The organism is Cellvibrio sp. GW822-FHT04B05, assembly GCF_058800985.1.
This window is the reverse complement of the sequence record NZ_JBXAMU010000005.1, coordinates 85,829-105,920: the sequence shown is the minus strand read 5'-3', so window position 1 is coordinate 105,920 and position 20,092 is coordinate 85,829. Positions and strand designations below refer to the sequence as shown.

Genomic DNA, 20,092 nt, shown 5'->3' with positions numbered 1-20,092 from the left:
GAAGAGGTTGCTATGTCTCTCGATATTAGTTCGCTGCGCGACATGATTACGCAGGATTCCGCTGCACTTGCCCAACTTAAACAGCTCCTCACCTATGAGCGAGAGCAATTGGAGCAGCGCAAACAAGATGAACTCTCCAGGATCGTGGAAAAAAAATCAGTGCTTGTTGACCAATTGAATGTCAGCGCCAAGCAACGCCAACATATCCTTACCACTCTTGGTCTACCCGCCAACGCGGCAGGTTGGGATATATTTTTACAGCGCAACACTGCTACCCTGCCCCTGCGTGACGAATGGAAGCAGTTGGTCGGCGAATTTGAAGAATGCCAGAAGATGAACGATATCAATGGCAAAATGATCGCCCGCTCACAACAAACATTAAACCATCTACTTGGCTTATTGCGTGGCAAAGTTGCCGCCCCATCGCTCTACACTGCAAACGGCACCAAGGCCCAACAGACATCGTCTTACACCGTCGCTAAAGCGTAATACTGCAAATCCAATCAAAAGGGCGCGACCGCAAAGTTGCGCCCTTTTTTATTCTTGCCAATTCCATTACGCCCGCACTTGGTTCAATACCACCATTCATGCACCCCACCTGTGCAAGATTTCATGTATTTTGATGTAAAGCTGTTTTCTTGGGCAGCAAATAATAATTCATATCCATTTGATTTATAAAAACTAAATAAAAATTAACAATAATAATTGACCATATGGTCATGTAATTGGACTGGGTTTTGCTATTCACTAGCCTGTGCGCTTGTCGCTCCAAATTACATTAGCTTCGGCCAACTTATATCGAAGCACTCAACCACGTTAGCCAAAAACAATATGAAACCGAGCCAGATTCACCCAACGCGTGCCCTGCTGTTTTCACTTGCCTGCATGATGGGGAGCATGACATTAGCCAATCCCTCGAGTAAAGCAGAAGAGTTCCTCGAAAAACATTGCGCCCGCTGCCACAACGACGAACGCATGGCGGGCAATTGGACCCTGTCTGATGTCAGCATGGACGATGTTGCCCAAGGAATGAATTTAACTGATTGGGAAAGCGTGCTGCGCGTGACACAGCGCGGCGAAATGCCACCAACAAGTCGGCCGCAGCCCAGCCATGAAGAATTGACTGGTTTTATCGATTGGCTGCAAGGCTCGCTTGATCAATATGCCGTTGCCAATCCTAATCCTGGCCGCGCCACTTTGCGCCGGTTGAATCGCAACGAATACAGCAACGCGGTGCGCGACTTGCTGGATATGAATCTCGATCTCAGTGATGCGCTACCTGCCGATGATTCGGGCTACGGTTTCGACAATATCGCCGATGTACTTTCAGTATCCCCGGTGTTGATGGACCGCTATCTTGCGGTCGCCGGCAAAGTGAGCCGCCTCGCTGTGGGGTTGGGTTCCGATCAACCTTACACCACCACTTATCCGCTCCCCAAAGACGGCTCCATACTCAACCAGGGCGTGCCCTCTTACGACGAACGCATGAGCAATAATTTGCCGCTGGATTCCCGTGGTGGCGGTGTATTCAATTACTATGCGCCGCACGATGGTGTGTACGAAATCAGCGGTTACCTCAACTCCAACACCAACAATGAAGTTGATCGCCTCGAAGAAAATCGTGTAAGCCTGCGCGTGCCGCTCACTGCCGGTTCCCACGCAATCGGCCTGTCCTTCCGCAAAGAGCTTGCGTTGGATGAGCGCGTGCAAATCCTGCGCAATACCACCGAGGAGGTGCCACTACCCACCGCGCCGCCAACATCACTGACATTGGATTTTGTGGTAGATGGCGCGCGCGTTGGCAATGCGCAAGTGCCTTCCTATTTCATGTCACCGCGCTATGCGCAGCAAAATTTTCCGCGCGATGTATTGGAGATTAATGTCGCCGGTCCTTACGACGTAACCGGCCCCGGCGATACTGCGAGCCGCAAAAAAATCTTTAGTTGTACCCCCGGATTCTGGCCATTCAATGAAAAATATTGTGCGGAAAAAATTATCAGCTCGCTCGCGCGACAAGCCTATCGTCGCCCGGTAAACGAGAGCGATATTACCCGCTTGATGAAAGTGTATAACCAGACAAAAGACGCCGCAGGTTTTGCGCAAGGCATAGCCGCTGCAGTGCAGGCAATTTTGGTTTCGCCGAGCTTTTTATTTTTGTACGAGAGCGACCCGCAAGATGCCGCGCCCGGTTTTGTACATCGCATTAGCGACCTGGAATACGCCTCCCGTCTCGCACTCTTTTTATGGAGCAGCTTGCCGGATGAAGAATTGTTGCAGCTGGCCGAAGATGAAAAATTACGCAAGCCGGATGTGTTACACCAGCAAGTTGCGCGCATGCTGGCTGATGACCGCGCGCTTGCGCTCGAACAAAACTTTGCCGGTCAATGGCTGTACTTGCGCAACCTGGAATTCCATCGCCCTGACGTAAAAGAATTTCCCGAATTCGATGTGCCTTTGCGCGATGCAATGAAGCGCGAAAGTGAATTGTTTTTTTCATCGATTGTGCGCAACAACGCCAGCATCCTCGACTTTATCAAAAGCGATTACACCTTCCTGAACGAACGCTTGGCCGAACATTACGGCATCACCGGCATAACCGGCCCGGAGTTGCGTCGCGTTGCGCTCGCGCCCGATTCCATGCGCGGTGGCTTGCTCGGCCAAGCCAGTGTCCTCACCGTCACCTCCTATGCCAACCATACCTCGGTCGTTCGCCGCGGCCAGTGGGTACTTGCCAATTTATTAGCTGCGCCTCCACCGCCAGCGCCGCCGGATGTCCCTGCACTGAAAGCGCAATCCTCTAACGGAAAAGTGTTGAACGCGCGCGAACAATTGGCGCAGCACAGCAAAGATCCGGCTTGCCATTCCTGCCATGTGCGCATGGACCCGATTGGTTTATCACTGGAGAAATACGATGCAATCGGTCGCTTGCGCGCACTGGATGCCGGTCGCCCTATCGACGTAACTACCGCTATGCCGAATGGCCGCAAATTTGAAGGTTTATACGGCTTGCAGGATGTGCTGATGGAAAGCCGCGACCAATTTGCCGCTGCCTTCACCGAACGCTTGATGATTTACGCCTTGGGGCGCGGCTTGGAAGCAAACGATCAGCCGAAAGTGCGCCAGATTATCCGCGCAGCAAAAGCAAACAATTACCCCATGCACGACATTATTTTGGGGATTTTAACCAGCGAACCTTTCAACTACAGAATGGTGCCACAACATGAAAAAACCACCGCTGCCCTTCCGTGATATGCATCTATCCCGCAGAACCTTGCTGCGAGGTCTCGGTGCCGCTATCACTTTGCCAGTAATGGAATCGCTGATTCCATCGGCGATGGCGACTACGGCGATGGAAAATCGCCCGAAAAAATTGAGCGTATTTTACATTCCTAACGGCCTGCGTATGCCGAAGTTCACTCCCGCACTTGCTGGCAGCAATTACGAGTTGACGCCGATTCTGGAACCTATCGCTCGCCATCGCGATAAATTCGCTGTTATCTCCGGCCTTGCCCATTACAACGCGAATGCGTTGGGCGATGGCCCCGGCAGCCACGGCCGCAGTTGCGGCGCTTACCTCACCGGTGCCCACCCAAAACGCACCGAGGGTGCCGATATTTTGTGTGGCATCTCGATGGATCAGGTGATTGCCAATCACATCGGCCAACACACTCAACTGGCCTCACTTGAATTGGGCATCGAACCACCCAGCTTGCTCGGCAGTTGCGATGTCGGTTACAGCTGCACCTATACCAATACCTTGTCCTGGCGCAACGCCACCGCACCTTTGCCGGTGGCGGTAAAACCGGGTGATGTGTTCGAACGCCTGTTTGGCGATACCCGCGCGCTCGATGAAAAAAGCCGCAAAGCACAGCTCGCCACCAAAGCCAGCATTCTCGATTTTGTGCTGGAAGATGCCTCGCGTTTATCACCGCGCCTGGGCATGAATGACCGCCGCAAACTAGAAGAATACCTCGATTCAATTCGCACCGTTGAATTGCGTATCCAAAAGGCCAGTCAACAAACCAGCGAAGTGGACACCAGCCAATTGGTGTTGCCCGCCGGAATTCCGCAATCATTTGAAGAGCACGTACGCATTATGATCGACCTGCAAGTGCTGGCGCTGCAAAGTGATATGACCCGCGTGAGCACTTTCATGCTAGGGCGCGAATTGAGTAATCGTGCCTATACCGAAATTGATGTGCCCGATGCACATCACAGCCTTAGCCATCACGGCGGTGATGAAGTGAAAATCGAAAAACTGGTAAAAATTAATCAATATCACATAGCGCAGTTTGGTTATCTGCTCGACCGCTTAAGCGCAACGGCCGACGGTGAACGCAGCTTGCTCGACTCTACCCTGGTGATGGGCGGCGCGAGTCTGGGCGAACCAAATGATCACGACAATATGAATTTACCCACATTAGTTGCCGGTGGTGGCCTGCGCGGCAATCGCCATATTGTCGAACGCAAACACACACCCATGGCGAATTTAATGCTGTCGCTGATGCATGAAATGGGTGTACCTGCTGAAAGCTTTGGCGATAGTAATGGGCCGTTAACAGCCCTGTACGCATAGTCGAGAAGGTGAACCGGACCTTATGAAGTTACTCCCAATCATGGCCTCGGCCGTCTTGTTAATGTCGATGATGGCCGTCGCAGCACCGGCAGATGACGCATTGATGCGTGCGATCAATGCAGGCAATACCGCTAAAGTTTCCCATGCATTAAAGGCCGGAGCGAAATTAAATACGCAGCGCCCGGATGGTTCCTTGCCACTGGCATGGGCGGCGGAAAGCCAAAATCCCGCATTGGTAAAATTGCTGTTGGATAAAGGTGCAAAGCCCGATGTTGATAGAAAGCAGTCGCAAAATTTCAGCCCATTGATTGTTGCCTGCCAGCGCGGCGAACCGGCGATTGTCACTGCACTTCTGGATGCCAATGCTGACGTTAATCGCACAACCAACACCGGTATTTCTCCCCTGGCGTTGTGTGCAGGATATTCCAGCACAGCCATCGTAAAACGTTTGCTTGAGATGGGCGCCAAAGTCGATACTGCCGATAAGACAGGCCAAACCCCATTGATGTGGGCAGCAGCCAAAGGTCAATTGGATACGATGCAGCTATTGCTCGACAAAAGCGCCGATATCAATCGCGTTACGCCGAAAGGTTTCACTCCGCTATTTTTTGCGCTCACCAGCGGAAATCCGCAAGCGCCGATATTGTTGCTCAATGCAGGCGCTGATGCAGGTTATGTCGCACCCGATGGCACCAGCGCGGTTCAAATGGCGATTTACCAAAAGCAATTTTCGGTAGCCGAGGCACTGATAAAACGCGGGGTTGATCTCAGTGCTTATGATCACAACGGCAACCAATTGCTCCACGCCGCCGTGCGCAACAAACAACTGCCATTGGTGGAGACGCTGCTCGCACAAGGCGCAAATCCCAATTCATTAACCGGCACTTCTGCGGTGGTCTGGCGTTACGAGGTGAATTTCACCAGCCGTCCCTATGTCACCTATCCTAAATCACCTTTGCTATTAGCGGCAGAACTCGGCGCGACCGATATTATGCGCGCGCTGGTTGCAGGCGGTGCGAACGTGAATTTTCGTGCGGATGACGGCACTACGTTGGTGTTAGCGGCAGTGAGCAGTAATGCAGAGGCGTTATCGCTCGCGTTGTCATTTACACCCGATATCAACATCACCAATAACAGCGGCAAAACGGCGCTGCATGTTTTATTGGATTACAGTTTTTACATGCCGTTCACGATTGAGCAAATCGCTGCCATGTTTGATGTGCTCGCCAACCATGGAGCGAATATCAACCTTGCTGACAGCAAAGGCCAAACGCCACTGGATATCGCCAAGCGTGAAGATTTCAAAGCCAAGGCTGAATTTGCCAAGGCCTTCCACTTATCGTCAGAGGTAAAATTATGATCCGCAGACCCGGCAAAAAATTAATTTCAACCCGTGCATTATTGTTAAGCAGCTTGTTGCTGCTGCAACTCCCGGCAAGTGCACAACAAGATGTGATCGATGCGCGCCAACAAGGCTTTAAAGAGATGGGCGCAGCAATGAAAACCCTGCGCGATCAACTCAAAAGTGGCAAGCCTAATGCAGTATCTATAACTGCAGCCGCAGAACAACTATCACAACTGGCCGATAAAGTTCCCACATGGTTTCCGGCTGGCACTGGCCCCTCATCCGGTTTAAAAACCGATGCGCGCGATTACATCTGGGAGAACAAACCAAAATTTGATGCAATCAGTAAAGAATTAATCCTGGAAAGCAAAGCGCTGGTGCCACTCGCAAAAAGTGCAGACACTTCTGCCTTACAGAAAAAACTCGGCGTTATCCGCGATAATTGCTCGTCCTGCCATGACAGCTTCCGCGTGGATTAAGTGTCCATGAGTGAGTCTGTTACTGATGTTGCTAAAAAAAATTTGCTGTGGGATTTGCCGGTGCGCATTTGCCACTGGTCAACTGTGTTATTGGTTATCGCCTGTTGGTGGACAGCTGAAAATCATGAAATTGTCTATCACAGCTACTGCGCTTACGCGCTGCTGGCGATAGTAATTTTTCGTTTTTATTGGGGCTTTTTCGGCAGTAACAGCGCGCGCTTCAGTTATTTCTTACAAAAACCTGCTGTGGCGTGGCGCTACTTAAAAAATATTACGCAACGCAATTCTCCTGTATCCACCGGGCATAATCCTATTGGTGGTTACAGCGCGCTAGCATTGCTATTGTTGTTATTACTGCAAATCGTGTTGGGTTTATTTGCCATTGATATTGATGGCTTCGACGGTGGCCCTTTTGCAGATTACCTCAGCTTTAAAACCAGCCGCATGATAACGGGTTGGCATGAGGTGACATTCAATGTGCTATTGGGTTTTATCGCGTTTCACATTGCAGCGATACTCTATTATCTTTTATGGCGTCGCCAAAATTTAACTGCAGCAATGTTGCACGGTAAAGCTGAAATTGCTACTCCGATTAAATCCGGCAGTATTTTGCACCTTGCAATCGGCATCGCAATTTCCACTGCTATAATCTGGCTGATTGCTTAATTACGTTTCCCGTAATAAGAATAAGGATTGAACCATGTGCGATGAATTGACAGCAGAAGATAATGGACTCTACGCGCAAACACCTGAACAACTTAATCGATGTCAATTTGTAGCCGGAATGGTCGGCATTAGCCTGGCGATATATTTGCCCATCAGCACCAATGCGCTTGGCGTGAGCAAATCATACGTCTCGGTATAACACCCGATGGTAGTGCCGACTGTTATTTTGTTCATCCGACTAACTGAGAACATCCAGCTGTCATTTCCTCGCCCGATATTCACGGCCTGCATCCTGCATGGCCGGGTGCCCATTGGACTCGCTTATTGGCAGAATACGCCTGGAATCGTTTATTAGCGTTTTAAAACAGCCTTAGAGTATATTTTTGCAGTTACGCACTTGCATAGGCACGAACTTATGTAAATAATCCGCACCCGCCGGTTTTTTACGTGCGGCTTTACAATGCCCAGTGTCTCTGTAGTTTAATTGGATAGAACGCATGCCTCCTAAGCGTGCAATCCGGGTTCGAACCCCGGCGGAGACGCCATTAGATTAATATTCGTACAGATCGCAAAAAATAATAAATATAGTGCGAATATTCCGCTGCTCTCATCGAAAAATATTCGTTTTCCCCCCTCGCAAATTACATCTAACTTTCAAGAAGGTCCCAATTCCAAATTAAAATGTTCTGGCTTATTTGCCAACTTCACGCTCAAGTTAAGGTTACAAAAATCATCCAAGAATAAAGTTCTTTTATTTGTATTTTTTCTGCGGCTTTTTCCATCAAGATTCCTCACGAGAAAAGCACTGGTTTTTCATTGCTATTTACATTCACAAATTATTTCCATGATAAAAATCATTCAATTATGTTATTGCATAACAGTTTTCGATATTTTCTGCCGTAAATCAATTTAGATCAGTAGTTGGTTGAAATTAATCTAATCGTAACAATCGCGTCTGATACTAGCGATCTTGTTCGGCTTCCCCTTTGAAGCCGGGAGCAAAAACCCAAGAAACAGGATTCCCTCATGAAACGATTAACAGTGACAGGACTGACGCTGGCCATAGCCTTGACTGGTTGTGGTGGCGACGACAACAAAAACAGCTCAAGCAGATCCAGTAGCAGTTCCAGCAACGTTCCTGCTGCAAGCAGTACTCCAACATCTAGCAGCACTCCAACTGCCAGTAGTACTCCAGCATCCAGCAGCACGCCCACTTCTAGCAGTGTTCCAAGTTCCAGTAGTAGTAGTGCAGCGCCGGTAGCGAAAAAGAACGTATTGTTCTTCCTCGGCGATGGTATGGGCATCACCACTTTGACCGCGATGCGTATTTACGAGGTGGGTGAGGCTGGCAGTATCACTATCGATACCCTGCCTGAGTCCGCATTCGTTCGCACCTATTCTGAAGACGGCCAGGTGACGGACAGCGCCCCTTCTATGGCGGCCTATATGACCGGCGTCAAAATGAAAAATGAAGTTATTTCCATGTCGACTGGCACTAATGCCTATCGTCCGGACGGTTCACAATTCGTTGATGCCAGTGGCAACAGCACTTGTGAAGCTGGCAATGGCCAGGCCGTTCCAACCCTGCTGGAGCTGATGAAAGCCAAGGGCTATGCCACTGGTGTAGTGAGCACTACCCGTATCACTCACGCTACTCCGGCAACGACCTATTCCCATGTGTGTAACCGCAACGGCGAAAACACCATTGCTGCGCAAATGGTTCCTGGCGGCACAGAATTTAACGCTGCGCTAGGCAATGGTATCGATGTAGTGCTTGGTGGTGGCTGGCGTCACTTTCTACCGAGCACCGTTAGCGGTGGTCGTCGCACTGACAGCCGTAATCTGATTGAGGAAATGAAAACCGCTGGCTACCAATACGTGACTAACACCGCTGAATTACTGGCGGCTGCCAGCAGCACCAACAAACTGCTCGGCCTTTTTCATAGCAGTGACATGAGCTACGAGTTGGACCGCAATCCGCAAGCGGAGCCAAGCCTGTCAGAAATGACCGGTAAAGCGATCGACATCCTGACCCAACGCGATAAAGGCTTCTTCCTGATGGTAGAAGGTGGCCGTATCGATCACGCACTGCACGCCAGTAACGCCAAACGCGCCTTGACTGACGGTATCGCGTTTGACAATGCCATCAAACTGGCATTGGAAAAAATGGAAGCTGTAGATCCAGGCTTGAAAAACACGTTGGTAGTTGTCACTGCCGACCATGACCATACGCTGGTGATTAACGGTTATGCCGAGCGCACAGGCAAAACTACCGATACCCATGCCGGTGTATTGGGTTTGGTAAAAAGCTATGCCAATGGCCCAAGCAAAGGCCAACCGACTACTGATGTAAATGGCAACCCTTATACCATTCTCGCCTTCGGTAACGGCCCTAACCGTCCGACTACTCGCATTGCGCTGGATGAAACTACCACCAGCGGTAAAGACTATCTGCAAGAAGCGGTTATCCAGTTAGACAGCGAAACCCACGGCGGTGGCGATGTATTCCTGGGTGCAAAAGGGTTAGGCGCAGAAAACTTCCACGGTGTGATCGATAACGTCGAAGTCTTCGGTCTGATCAAACAAGCCATCAACCTGGAATAACCCGCCCCTTAAGTAGGAGAATGCTATGAAACGATCTTTTTTAAGTGGCGCCATTTTAAGTTGTGCTGCCGCTATGAGCGCTAACATCGTTACCGCTGCTGAAGCAAAAAACATTATTTTCTTTCTGGGCGATGGTATGGGCCCGGTAACCCAAACAGCTGCGCGTATTTACGCGGGTGAAAAAGCCGGACTGGCAGTACCTGAAACCCACAAGTTGGCAATGGAACAACTGGGTTACGCAGCGCGTGTCAAAACCTACTCGGAAGATGCACAAACCACTGACAGCGCGCCCGGTATGGCGAGCTACATCACCGGTCAAAAATCCAAAAACGAAGTTATTTCCATGACGCCGGACACCAATCCGAACGATGCGTCAGGCAATGCCTACCAAACCAATGGCAATAGCACTTGCCCCGCCACTGGCAATGGTCAAGCAGTAGAAACTTTGCTGGAGACCTTGAAGGCTAAAAACTACGGCACCGGTATCGTGAGTACAACTCGTATCACTCACGCTACACCAGCTACTACTTATGCCCACGTCTGTAATCGCAATGCCGAAAATACCATCGCTGCACAAATGGTTCCTAACGGTGCTGGTTACAACACCAAGCTGGGCACCGATGGTATGGATGTTGTGCTTGGAGGCGGTCGCCGTCACTTTTTACCAACTACTGTTAGCGGTGGTCAACGCACCGATAACCGTAACCTGGTTGAAGAAATGAAAACCGCTGGTTACACATACGTCAGCACTGGCACCGAGTTGAGCGCGATTAATCTGGCCAGCACCAATAAATTGCTCGGTCTGTTTAATGCCAGCGACCTGAACTACGATTTGGATCGCGTGAAAAGCAGCATTAATGAACCAAGCCTGGCCGATATGACCAAGGCTGCGATTCAAGTTCTGTCGCGCAACCAAAACGGTTATTTCCTGATGGTAGAAGGCGGCCGTATCGATCACGCATTGCACGGCACCAATGCCAAGCGTGCGCTGGAAGATACCCTCGCATTTGACGCTGCAATTAAATTAGCCGTTGAATCGGTTGATCTGAACAATACCCTGATCATCGTTACCGCCGACCACGACCACGTAATGGCCTTCAATGGTTACTCCAAAATTGGTAACCCGATTCTCGGCCTGATGCGCGACTATGTCACTGGCAATACCTCCAAAGATAAACAAGGCAAACCTTTCACCACTCTGGTGTTCGGTAATGGTGGTGGTCCACGTGAAGCAACCCGCACTGAACTGCTTGAAGCCGACGTAATGGCAGACGATTACCTTCAGGAAGTGGGCGTGAAACTGGGCAGTCCTGGCTCAGAAACTCACGGCGGTGGCGATGTTCGTCTGACTGCCGGTGGTGCTGGTGGCCAGTTGTTCAAAGGTACGCTGGACAACACCGACATACATGGCTTGATCAAAAAAGCGATGGGTTTGTAAATTTCCCTCTGCTGACAAAGGTGGCACATCGTGGCCACCTTTTTTGTTTTAACGCAGATTTTATCTTTGCAGATATTGTTTTAACGCAGGTTCAAAAAAATGAAGAAAACAGGTTTTAGTTTACTGCTGCGCAGTATTGTATTACTGCCTTTGATTATGGTTACAAACCACGTATGGGCTGCACCCGCCGATGCGTTGCGCGTGGAATATCACCAATGGAAACTCGGCAAAGATGGTATACGCCAGGAAATGTCCTATTCCGAATTACTCTATCGCCAACCCAATTCCCTCTGGATCGAACGCGAAGTACCCGCAGCCGCCAAGCGCTCGCACGATGACCACCATCACGGCGGACTAGGTCACAAACATGCCGATGTAACCGGCGCCCCGTTGTGGATTGCACGCGATACCCAAGGCAAACTGGATGTAAAACTGGTAGATCACCACGAAAAACGCCTGATCGAAATAGCGGAAGCCTATTACAACAATGTTGGGTTTGATGGGCACTGGGTAGAAACCTGGAGCCTGGCCGACCCGGAAACCTTAAAAAAACTCACACCGGCAAAAGTGAGTGAAAACGGTTTGGAAACATACCAAATGCAACGCGGCAATCAGCAGATAACACTGGTATGGAATCCTAAAGGACAATACGCGCAATCCATTACCGCCAAAGACTCACAAGGTTTATCCGGACGCACCATTAAAGCAAGCGAAATCACAGGCCCAAAAACCTTACCCTGGACGCAGCTTGGTAATTACCTTTCACGCGATTATTCCGATCTATTGGATTAATTCCTTCTCGCTGCAGAAAGAAAAAGCCGTCGCAAAAACTACTACGGCTTTTTCTTTACTCTGCTTTTTAATTTATTTCTACTTTTATGATAGTAGTTCGTTGATGGCAATACCATTAGTATTCAACATGATTGAGTTGATCTTCTTCGTTCGTCTAACAGGAATATTAATTCGCATGGTCATTCATCGCTGTGCAGTTTTAAAGCGCCATCTTATCCGGTCCGCAATAAATGATTTTTACACCTGAATAGAAACACCTTTTCCATCTACTACTTTTGAGAACGTTAATAATCATCAGTGCCCTGGTTGCAACTGAAAGAGCATTGGCTGGAACAGGCAGGATTTAATATTGATTCGCCGGTGACGATCCGGGTGATGCAAGGGTATTTGGTGTTGACGGCGGAGTGACATAAAAAACAAAACCCCGGCCAGAGAGGTGACCGGGGTTGAAAACAATGTTTAAGGTTGTAGAAAATTTATCGAGATTATCTTGCTACAATTTCCATCTACCATTTAAAAATTGCTTTAGTATTTAAAATTTCGAAAACTGATTTTTCAATCTTATAAGATGAGCCTAAGTGATTTACGCATTTTCCTGTGTGATCAATATCGTACACATCAATTTGATTTTCTTCTCCATAAGCAATCGAATCTGGACTAATAGTTATGCGAGCATAAATTGGTTTTTTACATGAGCTCACGATGCGCCCCTTTGCTGATACGAGACCATATATCGACTTTATCTTTGCTAGACAGTCACTTCGCCCCATACAACCCATTTGTATAGAATAATCCTCCATACCACTACCAATAGCAGGCGCTGAATCAAGAGTCCTTCGATATACATTTGTATCCGTAAAAACAATTGATATGCGGCCACCCGCATTTTTTTGCAAGTTACTATTATCCTCACTAAATGCGAAAAAGCTTATTAGGAGTGTAGAAAGAAATATAATCCATCGTAGACAAATATTCATAATTTACCTTCTTAGTTGCACACGATATTTTTTGCATTTTTGCAAGAATATTTAGAGTCAGGAACCTTCACGGCAGTAACTTCATTATAGGTTCTTCTTGTTGGTTCACCTAAAGCTCTTGCCGTTCGAGTTTCATTCTGTGTGGCTCTATTTTCTTCTTTCCTCGATTTTTTATTTGGCGTTCCGTCAGCATTACGCTTTGATGCTTTTCCTGTTCTATCATGTTGAGCAGCGTGATCTAGCTCATGACGCAACCCCATTGCTGGCGACTGCGTTCCTTCTTTTGTTTTCATTTCCTCTTTTGGGTCCCAACCAGTATTTCTGGTGTCTGAATTGTATACAGTAGGATTGCCTTCCTTAACATAAATTTTATAAGTTTCTTCTGATGACTGTAGTTGAGCATAATCGGAACTAAAACCTGCATCAGCACTTAAATACTCAATAGCATTATCATATTCAATCATGTTTTCAGTGCTGGCAATTACCTCGATAACCATTCCAGTTGGATCAGTTTTATTAACCGGATCATTCCCCACATAACATCCGCCTGCGCGGATATCGTACCGATAATGCCTCACAGCCCAACAACGGCACGGCTTACAGCGAGGCACAACCTAGCAGAATCCCCTGATTTTTGCACACAGACCCCAAGGCGGTTTTGGCCCATCAGGAACGTCTTTTCATTAACAGATTCAGGCAGAGCATAAAGGCGACCATCCTGTCACATTCGCAGGATCAAGACCGGATGCATCACTTACGACTACCACTGCAAGACACAGTACCCGCCACAGGCCACCGTGCCCTGGTTGCAACTGAAAGGCCATTGGCTGGAGCAGGCGGGATTCAATATTGATTCGCCGATGACGATTCGGGTGATGCAGGGGTGTTTGGTGTTGACGGCGGAGTGACGAACAAATTCAAACGTTCATAAAAACAAAACCCCGGGCAGAGGACTGACCGGGGTTTTAAATAAATAATAAATTTCCTCTAAACCTACTCTTTTGAATCTGGCTTAAGCGCTTCTGAGTCAGTTAATTTATAAAATTCATTGAATTTATGGGTGTAATCAAAATAACTCTTTGTAAGAGGCCAAGACGAACAATGATCCACCCTTAACTTATTATCTTCGCGGTACACAAAAAGAATATACAACTTGCCATAATCAGGTTGCAGACCGCAGGACATTTCAAATTTTGGTGTCCAAACATCAATAGAAGAATCTGTATTTATGCCTTTGAAAGTTTTAACTGCATCAAAGATATATTTATTGTTAGTAAACGAATAAAAATTTCTCTTTGCTTTTAACTTTGCAAGAACTACTAATTCAGCTCCCTTATCCATACGCAAAATGTCAGGTCCACCACAGCTACATGCAAATGATTGGTTCGAAAATAAAACGACAATAAGCAATAATATTTTTTTCATAACGCATCCCAATTTAGAAGCCACAGGTATCTGGATAAGCCGCACAAGCATAAGTATCTGCATTGCTAAAAGCACTGTCCTGCCCATGGCGATCATTAACTCCGTTCCTTATATAATCATCACCAAATTTATTATTAACATGAACTGCTTCATGCAACATAGTTCTTTCTCGATACCTATTAGAAAAACCACCATCAAAATAATAATTGTTTAAATAAATGCTATTTGTAAACGGAATTACAACAGCAGTTCTAGTTGTTGTAGTTGACGTACTGCCCTGCCTTAAAACAACCCCTTCACCACGAGCACCAATTTTATTGGCAGCCCCCTCAAGACCTTTAGCTAATTTCCCTAAGCCCTTCTCAGTAGTAAAATTTTTACCAAAGCGTTGTTCAACTACTTTGAGCGCTGCACTATCCGCATCTGTTAATTTGCCGTCCTTCATTCTGCCAGCAACCCCCTTCAATCCTTCTGCTGCAGTTTTGGCATTGTCCCGCGCAGCGTCCGAATCATTTAACGCTTTTTCACAATTCTCTCCGCTTAGGGATTTTCCGCATTGTGCCATTCCCGTTGGATCGGTTTTGTTTATCGGATTATTACTTACATACGCATACACATTCATCTGATCCGCCGATCCAATCGGATCAGGACTCATAAAACGCCCAATGATTGGATCGTAATAACGCGCCTGCATATACACCAGCCCTAAATCCTGATCAAACTTATGCCCGGTATAACCCACATCCTCTTTCTCTCCTTCCAGCGAACTGCCATAAGGTTTGTAATGCTGTCTTGCCCGACTTTCTACTACACCTTCCTGCGCAACCAAACGTTTGCCGAGGTAATAATAGTTGATGCCGCCGCTGGCCGTTTCCCGGTACATAAGCTGGCCGGCTTTGTTATACAAACTATAGCTGGTGCCATGCGCGTCACTTTGTTTAACCCGGCGGTTATAACCATCGTATTGATAACTGTAGCTTCCGCTATTCGTCAGTTGCCCGGCAAGGTTGTAGGTAAATGTACGGGTGCCGTTATTGGTAACATTTCCTTGCGCATCATATTGGAACGAATAATTTTTAGCTTTTGCTCCCGTACCGGCAACACTGTCCAGACGCTGCGTGGTGGTATTGTAGTTGTAACTGAGAGCGGCATCTTTACTCACGTAGGAAGTGATATTGCCAATATCATCGTAAGCCATCTGGCTGTTGCCGATACCATAGTTACCGATAGTTTGACGCAACCTTCCCACGCCGTCATAGGTGATGTTGGTGATGCTGTAAGCATAGTTGCGATTATCAATAATACTGGCGGCCCGGCCGCTATTGTCGCGGTTATAGGTGTAACTTAACGCAGTAAAACCGGTGCGGGAATCTGTAATGGTTTGGGGGCGCTTACGATAATCCAGTACGGTTTTGTGATTCAGGCCATTGCCATAGGAAAATGAATCAATACTGCCGTTAGCGTAATAATTAATTGATGATGCATAGAGTTTTCCGTCAGACAGTCGGGATAAGGCTTGCGCTTCTCCGAAGCCATTTGGATTTTGGTTGATAGCAATTCCGTTGGGATACGTAATGCGCTCAAGTTGACCTGCGTCATTGTATTTGTAATGTAAAGAAAATGCTTTGCCTGGAACGGTCAGGGTTTCACTGGTGAGTTTATTGAAAATATCATAACTATACTGTTGAACTGCGCTGCCCGCGGTTAACGTTACAATATTGCCGGAATTATCTCGCACGTAATATAAATCGGGTGACGCGTCTGGATAGTCTACGCTCGTCAATTCGCCAACGTTATCGTATCGGTTATGAATTAACGTGGTCGGCCCAGCTGAACTAATACAGTTTGTGTTTGAACCGCCGCTTCCATGGGTTACTCCTTTCGCATAGCTCAGCACTTTTCCCATGTAATCGTAGTTGTATACGCTGATGCCATTATCGCTGCGACTGATTTTACAGAGATTATGCAGCGCATCGTACGCGCGATATTCCGTCAGGGATTTGTTGGGACCAGATTCAATGATTGATGTCACGTCACCAAAGATATTGATACCAGTCACTCGGGTAATCGATTCAGGCAGTTCAACTCTCGTCGCCACACTGTGGCTGGGGCTGCCGTAGGCCCGATAGGTTGTAGTGGTGGACTGTGAGTCAAAGCCGACATGTTTCACCCGATTGCCATTTAAATAATACGTCAGGGTCCAGGGGCCATTATCAATAGCTCTGGTAACCTCACCCAATGGATTGTATTCCATAGTAACGCCGGCAGTTTCGCCAGCAGAATAGGCAGGATAAGACGTCAATGTCGGTTGATGGGAGGAATTAAAACTCCAGCGCTGATATCGCGTTTTATTGGTCGCGTAATCCAGTTGCCGGGAGTCATAAATTCTGAGCCTCGCGTCATATTGGTCCGATGTTTTGCTTAACGGTGTTGATTCACAATTGTTTCTGTAGGCGTTTAAACGGCACACATAGGCTGCTCTCGTCAATGCACCATTTGTGTCAGCTGTCCATTGAATAAAATGGTCCAACCATGCTCCCGGTCGATCAACACTGGTCAAGCGACCTACTGCGTCATAACCGTAATGAACTGTGGTGTTATTGAAATCCGTAATGCTTGAAACCCAGCCGTTTCCGTCCACTGTTTTTGAGAATGTCAGCAAACCGTCCGTGTTGTAACGATTGCTCATCGTTATCGTCTGCGGTATTCCTCGATGGTAACTGCTGAAATTTTGAAAACGATTCCAAAAAGATAAGTCTCCATTCATATTGATTTTCAACGGGTCAGCGACTTCCATCCTGGCTATTTGACCCAGTGCGGTTGGTTGGGTAGCGGCTGTATGGAACGCGGTATAGCGTTGCTGCCACTGGCCGTATTTTTTAAATTCATACGGCAAGTACCAACCGACATAACTGATATTGCCGCCGAGTTCGTCGTAATAAACAATCTCTGCCACAGTGGTGTAGGATGAATCACTGGCGCTGATACTTTCAGATTTCGGCACTCCGATAATATTGCGTGCACTGTCATTGATGTAACCGAGTAATGTGAATTTTGTGTCAGTAGAAAAGTTATTGTTTTCGCTTATTTTAAGAGTATTTCCATAGCTATCGAAATTGAGGTAATTAGTATAAAAAGTATCAACACCACCTGAACGATACCGATCAGTTCTGTCGACACTTTTATTAATGCGATACTGCATTTGATTTGCATTTAACGCTGTTTCCTCACTCGCACGATCCCCGGTTGTCCACCAATAATGACCGACAAAATTCGCCTGGCTGTAAGAAAATTGTTTGCGTTCGAATAGGTTGCCTGACAGATCGAAAATATCTTGCGCGACCACCATACCTTCGGTGGGTGATTGGAATTTCCGATCAACAAAATTCACTATTTTATTATCAGGACCGGTAATGGTAACCGTGCGATAGTTGGCTGCACCGGTTAAAGATGAAGGAAGGCCACCCTCAGGATTAATCGTCGTTGTTCCGGTTTGGTAGGCCATCTGGCTCGCGTGCGGCTCACCCGCTGTATCATAGGTGCCGAGATTGTCTGAGTAAGAATAGCTCCATGTTTCATTGACCATTAATCCTGAAATGACCTTTTGCTGCAATGCAATAGTCACGGAGCATGCAAGGTTTTCTGCTAAATAAATGATACTCTGATATTGAGCGCTTCCTGGATGGGGTTTGATCTTCGGTTTAACAGCAGACCTGCCAAAATACGTGGGTGCCAATGTGTAACTGGTCGTCAATCCCTCGGGAGAAGTAACCGACATTGAATACGTTCGGTTTTCATTGGGATTTATTCCGCATCCTCCGGCAGAACTGCCCCATACCGCACCGTAAGCCGGCATAAGATTTCCATATAAATATTCTTTGCTTGGATGATTGATTGTTGTAAAAACCTCAAAGCCTTGGTATTTCCATTTTGAGCCATCCGGCAAAATGACTTGAGAGAGATTTCTCCCAAAATTAGCGCCACTGTTGTATTGATACTCCCATTGCCGGCCATTTGAATAGGCATATTTGGGGCGCGAATTGGTGTGTCCGTTATCATTAAACGACTCATAGACAATACTGATCGCCCTGCCGTCGGATGCGGTGATGCTTTCCAAATATTTATTACTGTTGTAATTGTACGTCACTGTATTGCCGAATCTGTCCCTTATCTCCGTGACCAGTATTGATTTCGAGTAGACCCTGAGCGGAGTCCAGTCATTGGGAGCCCAACGATGAGTATCGTATGTTAAAAAATGATTGAAGGTATATTGCGTACCATCAGGGCCTTTTACAACAAATCCTTCCTCTCCGTTTTGATTCTGTATGCAGGACGTGACAATAAAATTGGACTTTGTCACTTGTTTTGCAGGCAGCCCCTGTTGCGGGTTTTCCAGAAATGCTTCGGTTGTTTTTCCTGGAATGTGTAACGTTTTTCCCTTCCAGTAAACGATGGATTGAACGGCATATGTGAGGTGCGAATTATGTGCAACAACAGGCTGGCTACTGATACTGCCACTACAATTTTTTCCTCCTTGCCACCCGCCTGTGCCCTGGCTGACTGTTACACCTCCGCCCATTTGTGGAGTGTTAACACCCATGTAACCCGCACTGATCATGGGTATATTCCACTGCCACATCAATAATCCATTAGTACGCTGATCCATGTTGGGAATCCAGCGCGTTAGTTCAACGGGGATATCAAAATTTCCCGGAACGGCAATATCGGTTACCGAAAAATTGATGCTACCGTCGGCGGGATTAAACACTTCCCCGGTTGCTACATCCTTATACATATATTTATATTGATCGGATATCTGAGGATCAACCACATCAAATACATGAGAAAGCTCCTTCGGTGCCACCAAAGCGAATGAAGGGGAAGCTGTGAATAAATAAATAATCGTGATGAATAGATATTTGGACATTTGTTTTAATTTCCTTAAAAAACTCATTCGTTTTCATTCCCTTGTTCGTTGGTTTCCGCAGCAGGCGAGCCCAATGCATCAGTATGGATATAGACAATACGAGAATGAGTGGGTGTAGTCCTGCCCGTAACGGACATCGAAGCACCTTCAGTCCAGCCAGAACATGTGGATGTATCGCATGCTCTAACACGAAAGCTGTATGTACCAGGATTGACTAACACGGAGTATTCCCGGGCAGCTCCGGAAAGAACGTCTAACCATGCACCGGTGCCCGTGCGCTGTTGCACGTCGTAACGGGTTGCGCCGGTCACAGCTGACCATAAGACGATAAAGTCACCGTCTTTATCAGTGGATGGATATGTCAGTGAAGCAACATTGGTCATTCCGCCAGCGGTCACAACCACACTGTAAATTGGAGAAGATGTACAACTGCTGCCGCCATAATTCACCAGGCAATCCAGCAAATAATATTTGTAAGTATCCGGCGCCTTGCCTGATACATTAAAAGATCCACTAGCCCCTGTAAAAGTGCCTCTTGATACATAGCTACTGCCTTGCTGTTCAAATAGCTGGACAGTTGTACGTCCGCCTGTCCAACTTATGAGATAGTTTCCTGTAACACTTGTACTGGGGATAGATACAGACAGGGCATTGGCGCCAACAGAAAAAAAGATAAATAAGATAATCGTCAATTTGAATTGCGCTACAAACTTTCCTATGGAACTTCGTTTCATTTTATTCAATCCATTAACTCCATAAATTAACTGACTCGATTTCGAGGATGAATAAAACAAGATTTTCTTCGTGGCGTCAATTACAACACTCTAGCCACACGATAATGATTACTATTGGTAACAGCTTTG

General features: G+C 47.3%; 17 protein-coding genes and 1 tRNA gene. 13 read left to right on the top strand and 5 right to left on the bottom strand.

From position 1 onward, the window contains the following. The first annotated feature begins 12 nt into the window (after positions 1-12). The 12 genes from AC1RJL_RS16270 to AC1RJL_RS16215 all read left to right on the top strand — a co-directional run bounded on the left by AC1RJL_RS16270 (position 13) and on the right by AC1RJL_RS16215 (position 12,308). Complete coding sequence (locus AC1RJL_RS16270; RefSeq protein ID WP_492915912.1) at positions 13-489, top strand: flagella synthesis protein FlgN; 477 nt, start codon at positions 13-15, stop codon at positions 487-489. Positions 490-897: 408 nt separating this feature from the next. Next, the gene (locus AC1RJL_RS16265; protein ID WP_492915911.1) at positions 898-3,249 is read left to right on the top strand and encodes a DUF1592 domain-containing protein; all 2,352 of its coding nucleotides are present in this window, start codon (positions 898-900) and stop codon (positions 3,247-3,249) included. Further along, positions 3,221-4,576, top strand: a complete 1,356-nt coding sequence (locus AC1RJL_RS16260; protein ID WP_492915909.1) for a DUF1552 domain-containing protein — start codon at positions 3,221-3,223, stop codon at positions 4,574-4,576. The genes AC1RJL_RS16265 and AC1RJL_RS16260 overlap by 29 nt, the downstream gene beginning before the upstream one ends. Before the next feature lie 22 nt (positions 4,577-4,598). Beyond that, complete coding sequence (locus AC1RJL_RS16255; RefSeq protein ID WP_492915907.1) at positions 4,599-5,936, top strand: ankyrin repeat domain-containing protein; 1,338 nt, start codon at positions 4,599-4,601, stop codon at positions 5,934-5,936. Then, positions 5,933-6,400, top strand: a complete 468-nt coding sequence (locus AC1RJL_RS16250; RefSeq protein ID WP_492915905.1) for a c-type cytochrome — start codon at positions 5,933-5,935, stop codon at positions 6,398-6,400. Before AC1RJL_RS16255 ends, AC1RJL_RS16250 begins: the two co-directional genes overlap by 4 nt. A gap of 6 nt (positions 6,401-6,406) precedes the next feature. Further along, the gene (locus AC1RJL_RS16245; protein ID WP_492915903.1) at positions 6,407-7,066 is read left to right on the top strand and encodes a cytochrome b/b6 domain-containing protein; all 660 of its coding nucleotides are present in this window, start codon (positions 6,407-6,409) and stop codon (positions 7,064-7,066) included. A gap of 34 nt (positions 7,067-7,100) precedes the next feature. Further along, positions 7,101-7,265, top strand: coding sequence for a hypothetical protein (locus AC1RJL_RS16240; protein ID WP_492915901.1), 165 nt, complete (start codon positions 7,101-7,103; stop codon positions 7,263-7,265). Between the two features lie 270 nt (positions 7,266-7,535). Further along, a tRNA-Arg gene (locus AC1RJL_RS16235) sits at positions 7,536-7,611 on the top strand. A gap of 481 nt (positions 7,612-8,092) precedes the next feature. Further along, positions 8,093-9,670 (top strand): alkaline phosphatase, encoded by a 1,578-nt coding sequence (locus tag AC1RJL_RS16230; protein WP_492915900.1) that lies wholly within the window; start codon positions 8,093-8,095, stop codon positions 9,668-9,670. 25 nt (positions 9,671-9,695) lie between these two features. Then, the gene (locus tag AC1RJL_RS16225; RefSeq protein WP_492915898.1) at positions 9,696-11,108 is read left to right on the top strand and encodes an alkaline phosphatase; all 1,413 of its coding nucleotides are present in this window, start codon (positions 9,696-9,698) and stop codon (positions 11,106-11,108) included. Positions 11,109-11,207: 99 nt separating this feature from the next. After that, positions 11,208-11,900 (top strand): hypothetical protein, encoded by a 693-nt coding sequence (locus tag AC1RJL_RS16220; RefSeq protein WP_492915896.1) that lies wholly within the window; start codon positions 11,208-11,210, stop codon positions 11,898-11,900. Positions 11,901-12,197: 297 nt separating this feature from the next. After that, positions 12,198-12,308, top strand: a complete 111-nt coding sequence (locus tag AC1RJL_RS16215) for a SymE family type I addiction module toxin (protein WP_492915895.1) — start codon at positions 12,198-12,200, stop codon at positions 12,306-12,308. Between the two features lie 98 nt (positions 12,309-12,406). Here the strand turns inward: AC1RJL_RS16215 and AC1RJL_RS16210 are convergent, their stop codons facing one another. Both AC1RJL_RS16210 and AC1RJL_RS16205 read right to left on the bottom strand, forming a co-directional pair. Next, positions 12,407-12,796, bottom strand: a complete 390-nt coding sequence (locus AC1RJL_RS16210; protein WP_492915893.1) for a hypothetical protein — start codon at positions 12,794-12,796, stop codon at positions 12,407-12,409. 92 nt (positions 12,797-12,888) lie between these two features. Next, positions 12,889-13,413, bottom strand: a complete 525-nt coding sequence (locus AC1RJL_RS16205; protein WP_492915891.1) for a hypothetical protein — start codon at positions 13,411-13,413, stop codon at positions 12,889-12,891. Between the two features lie 189 nt (positions 13,414-13,602). On the opposite strand from AC1RJL_RS16205, the gene AC1RJL_RS16200 reads away from it, so the two are divergent. Further along, complete coding sequence (locus AC1RJL_RS16200; RefSeq protein WP_492916596.1) at positions 13,603-13,785, top strand: SymE family type I addiction module toxin; 183 nt, start codon at positions 13,603-13,605, stop codon at positions 13,783-13,785. Positions 13,786-13,870: 85 nt separating this feature from the next. On the opposite strand, the gene AC1RJL_RS16195 is transcribed toward AC1RJL_RS16200, so the two are convergent. Genes AC1RJL_RS16195 through AC1RJL_RS16185 form a run of 3 tightly spaced genes read right to left on the bottom strand, consistent with a single transcriptional unit; the run spans position 13,871 to position 19,972 of the window. Continuing rightward, positions 13,871-14,302, bottom strand: coding sequence for a hypothetical protein (locus tag AC1RJL_RS16195; protein WP_492915889.1), 432 nt, complete (start codon positions 14,300-14,302; stop codon positions 13,871-13,873). Between the two features lie 13 nt (positions 14,303-14,315). Next, positions 14,316-19,229: an RHS repeat domain-containing protein gene (locus tag AC1RJL_RS16190; protein WP_492915887.1), complete on the bottom strand. Its 4,914-nt coding sequence runs from the start codon at positions 19,227-19,229 to the stop codon at positions 14,316-14,318. 23 nt (positions 19,230-19,252) lie between these two features. Then, positions 19,253-19,972, bottom strand: a complete 720-nt coding sequence (locus tag AC1RJL_RS16185) for a hypothetical protein (protein WP_492915885.1) — start codon at positions 19,970-19,972, stop codon at positions 19,253-19,255. Positions 19,973-20,092: the final 120 nt, after the last annotated feature.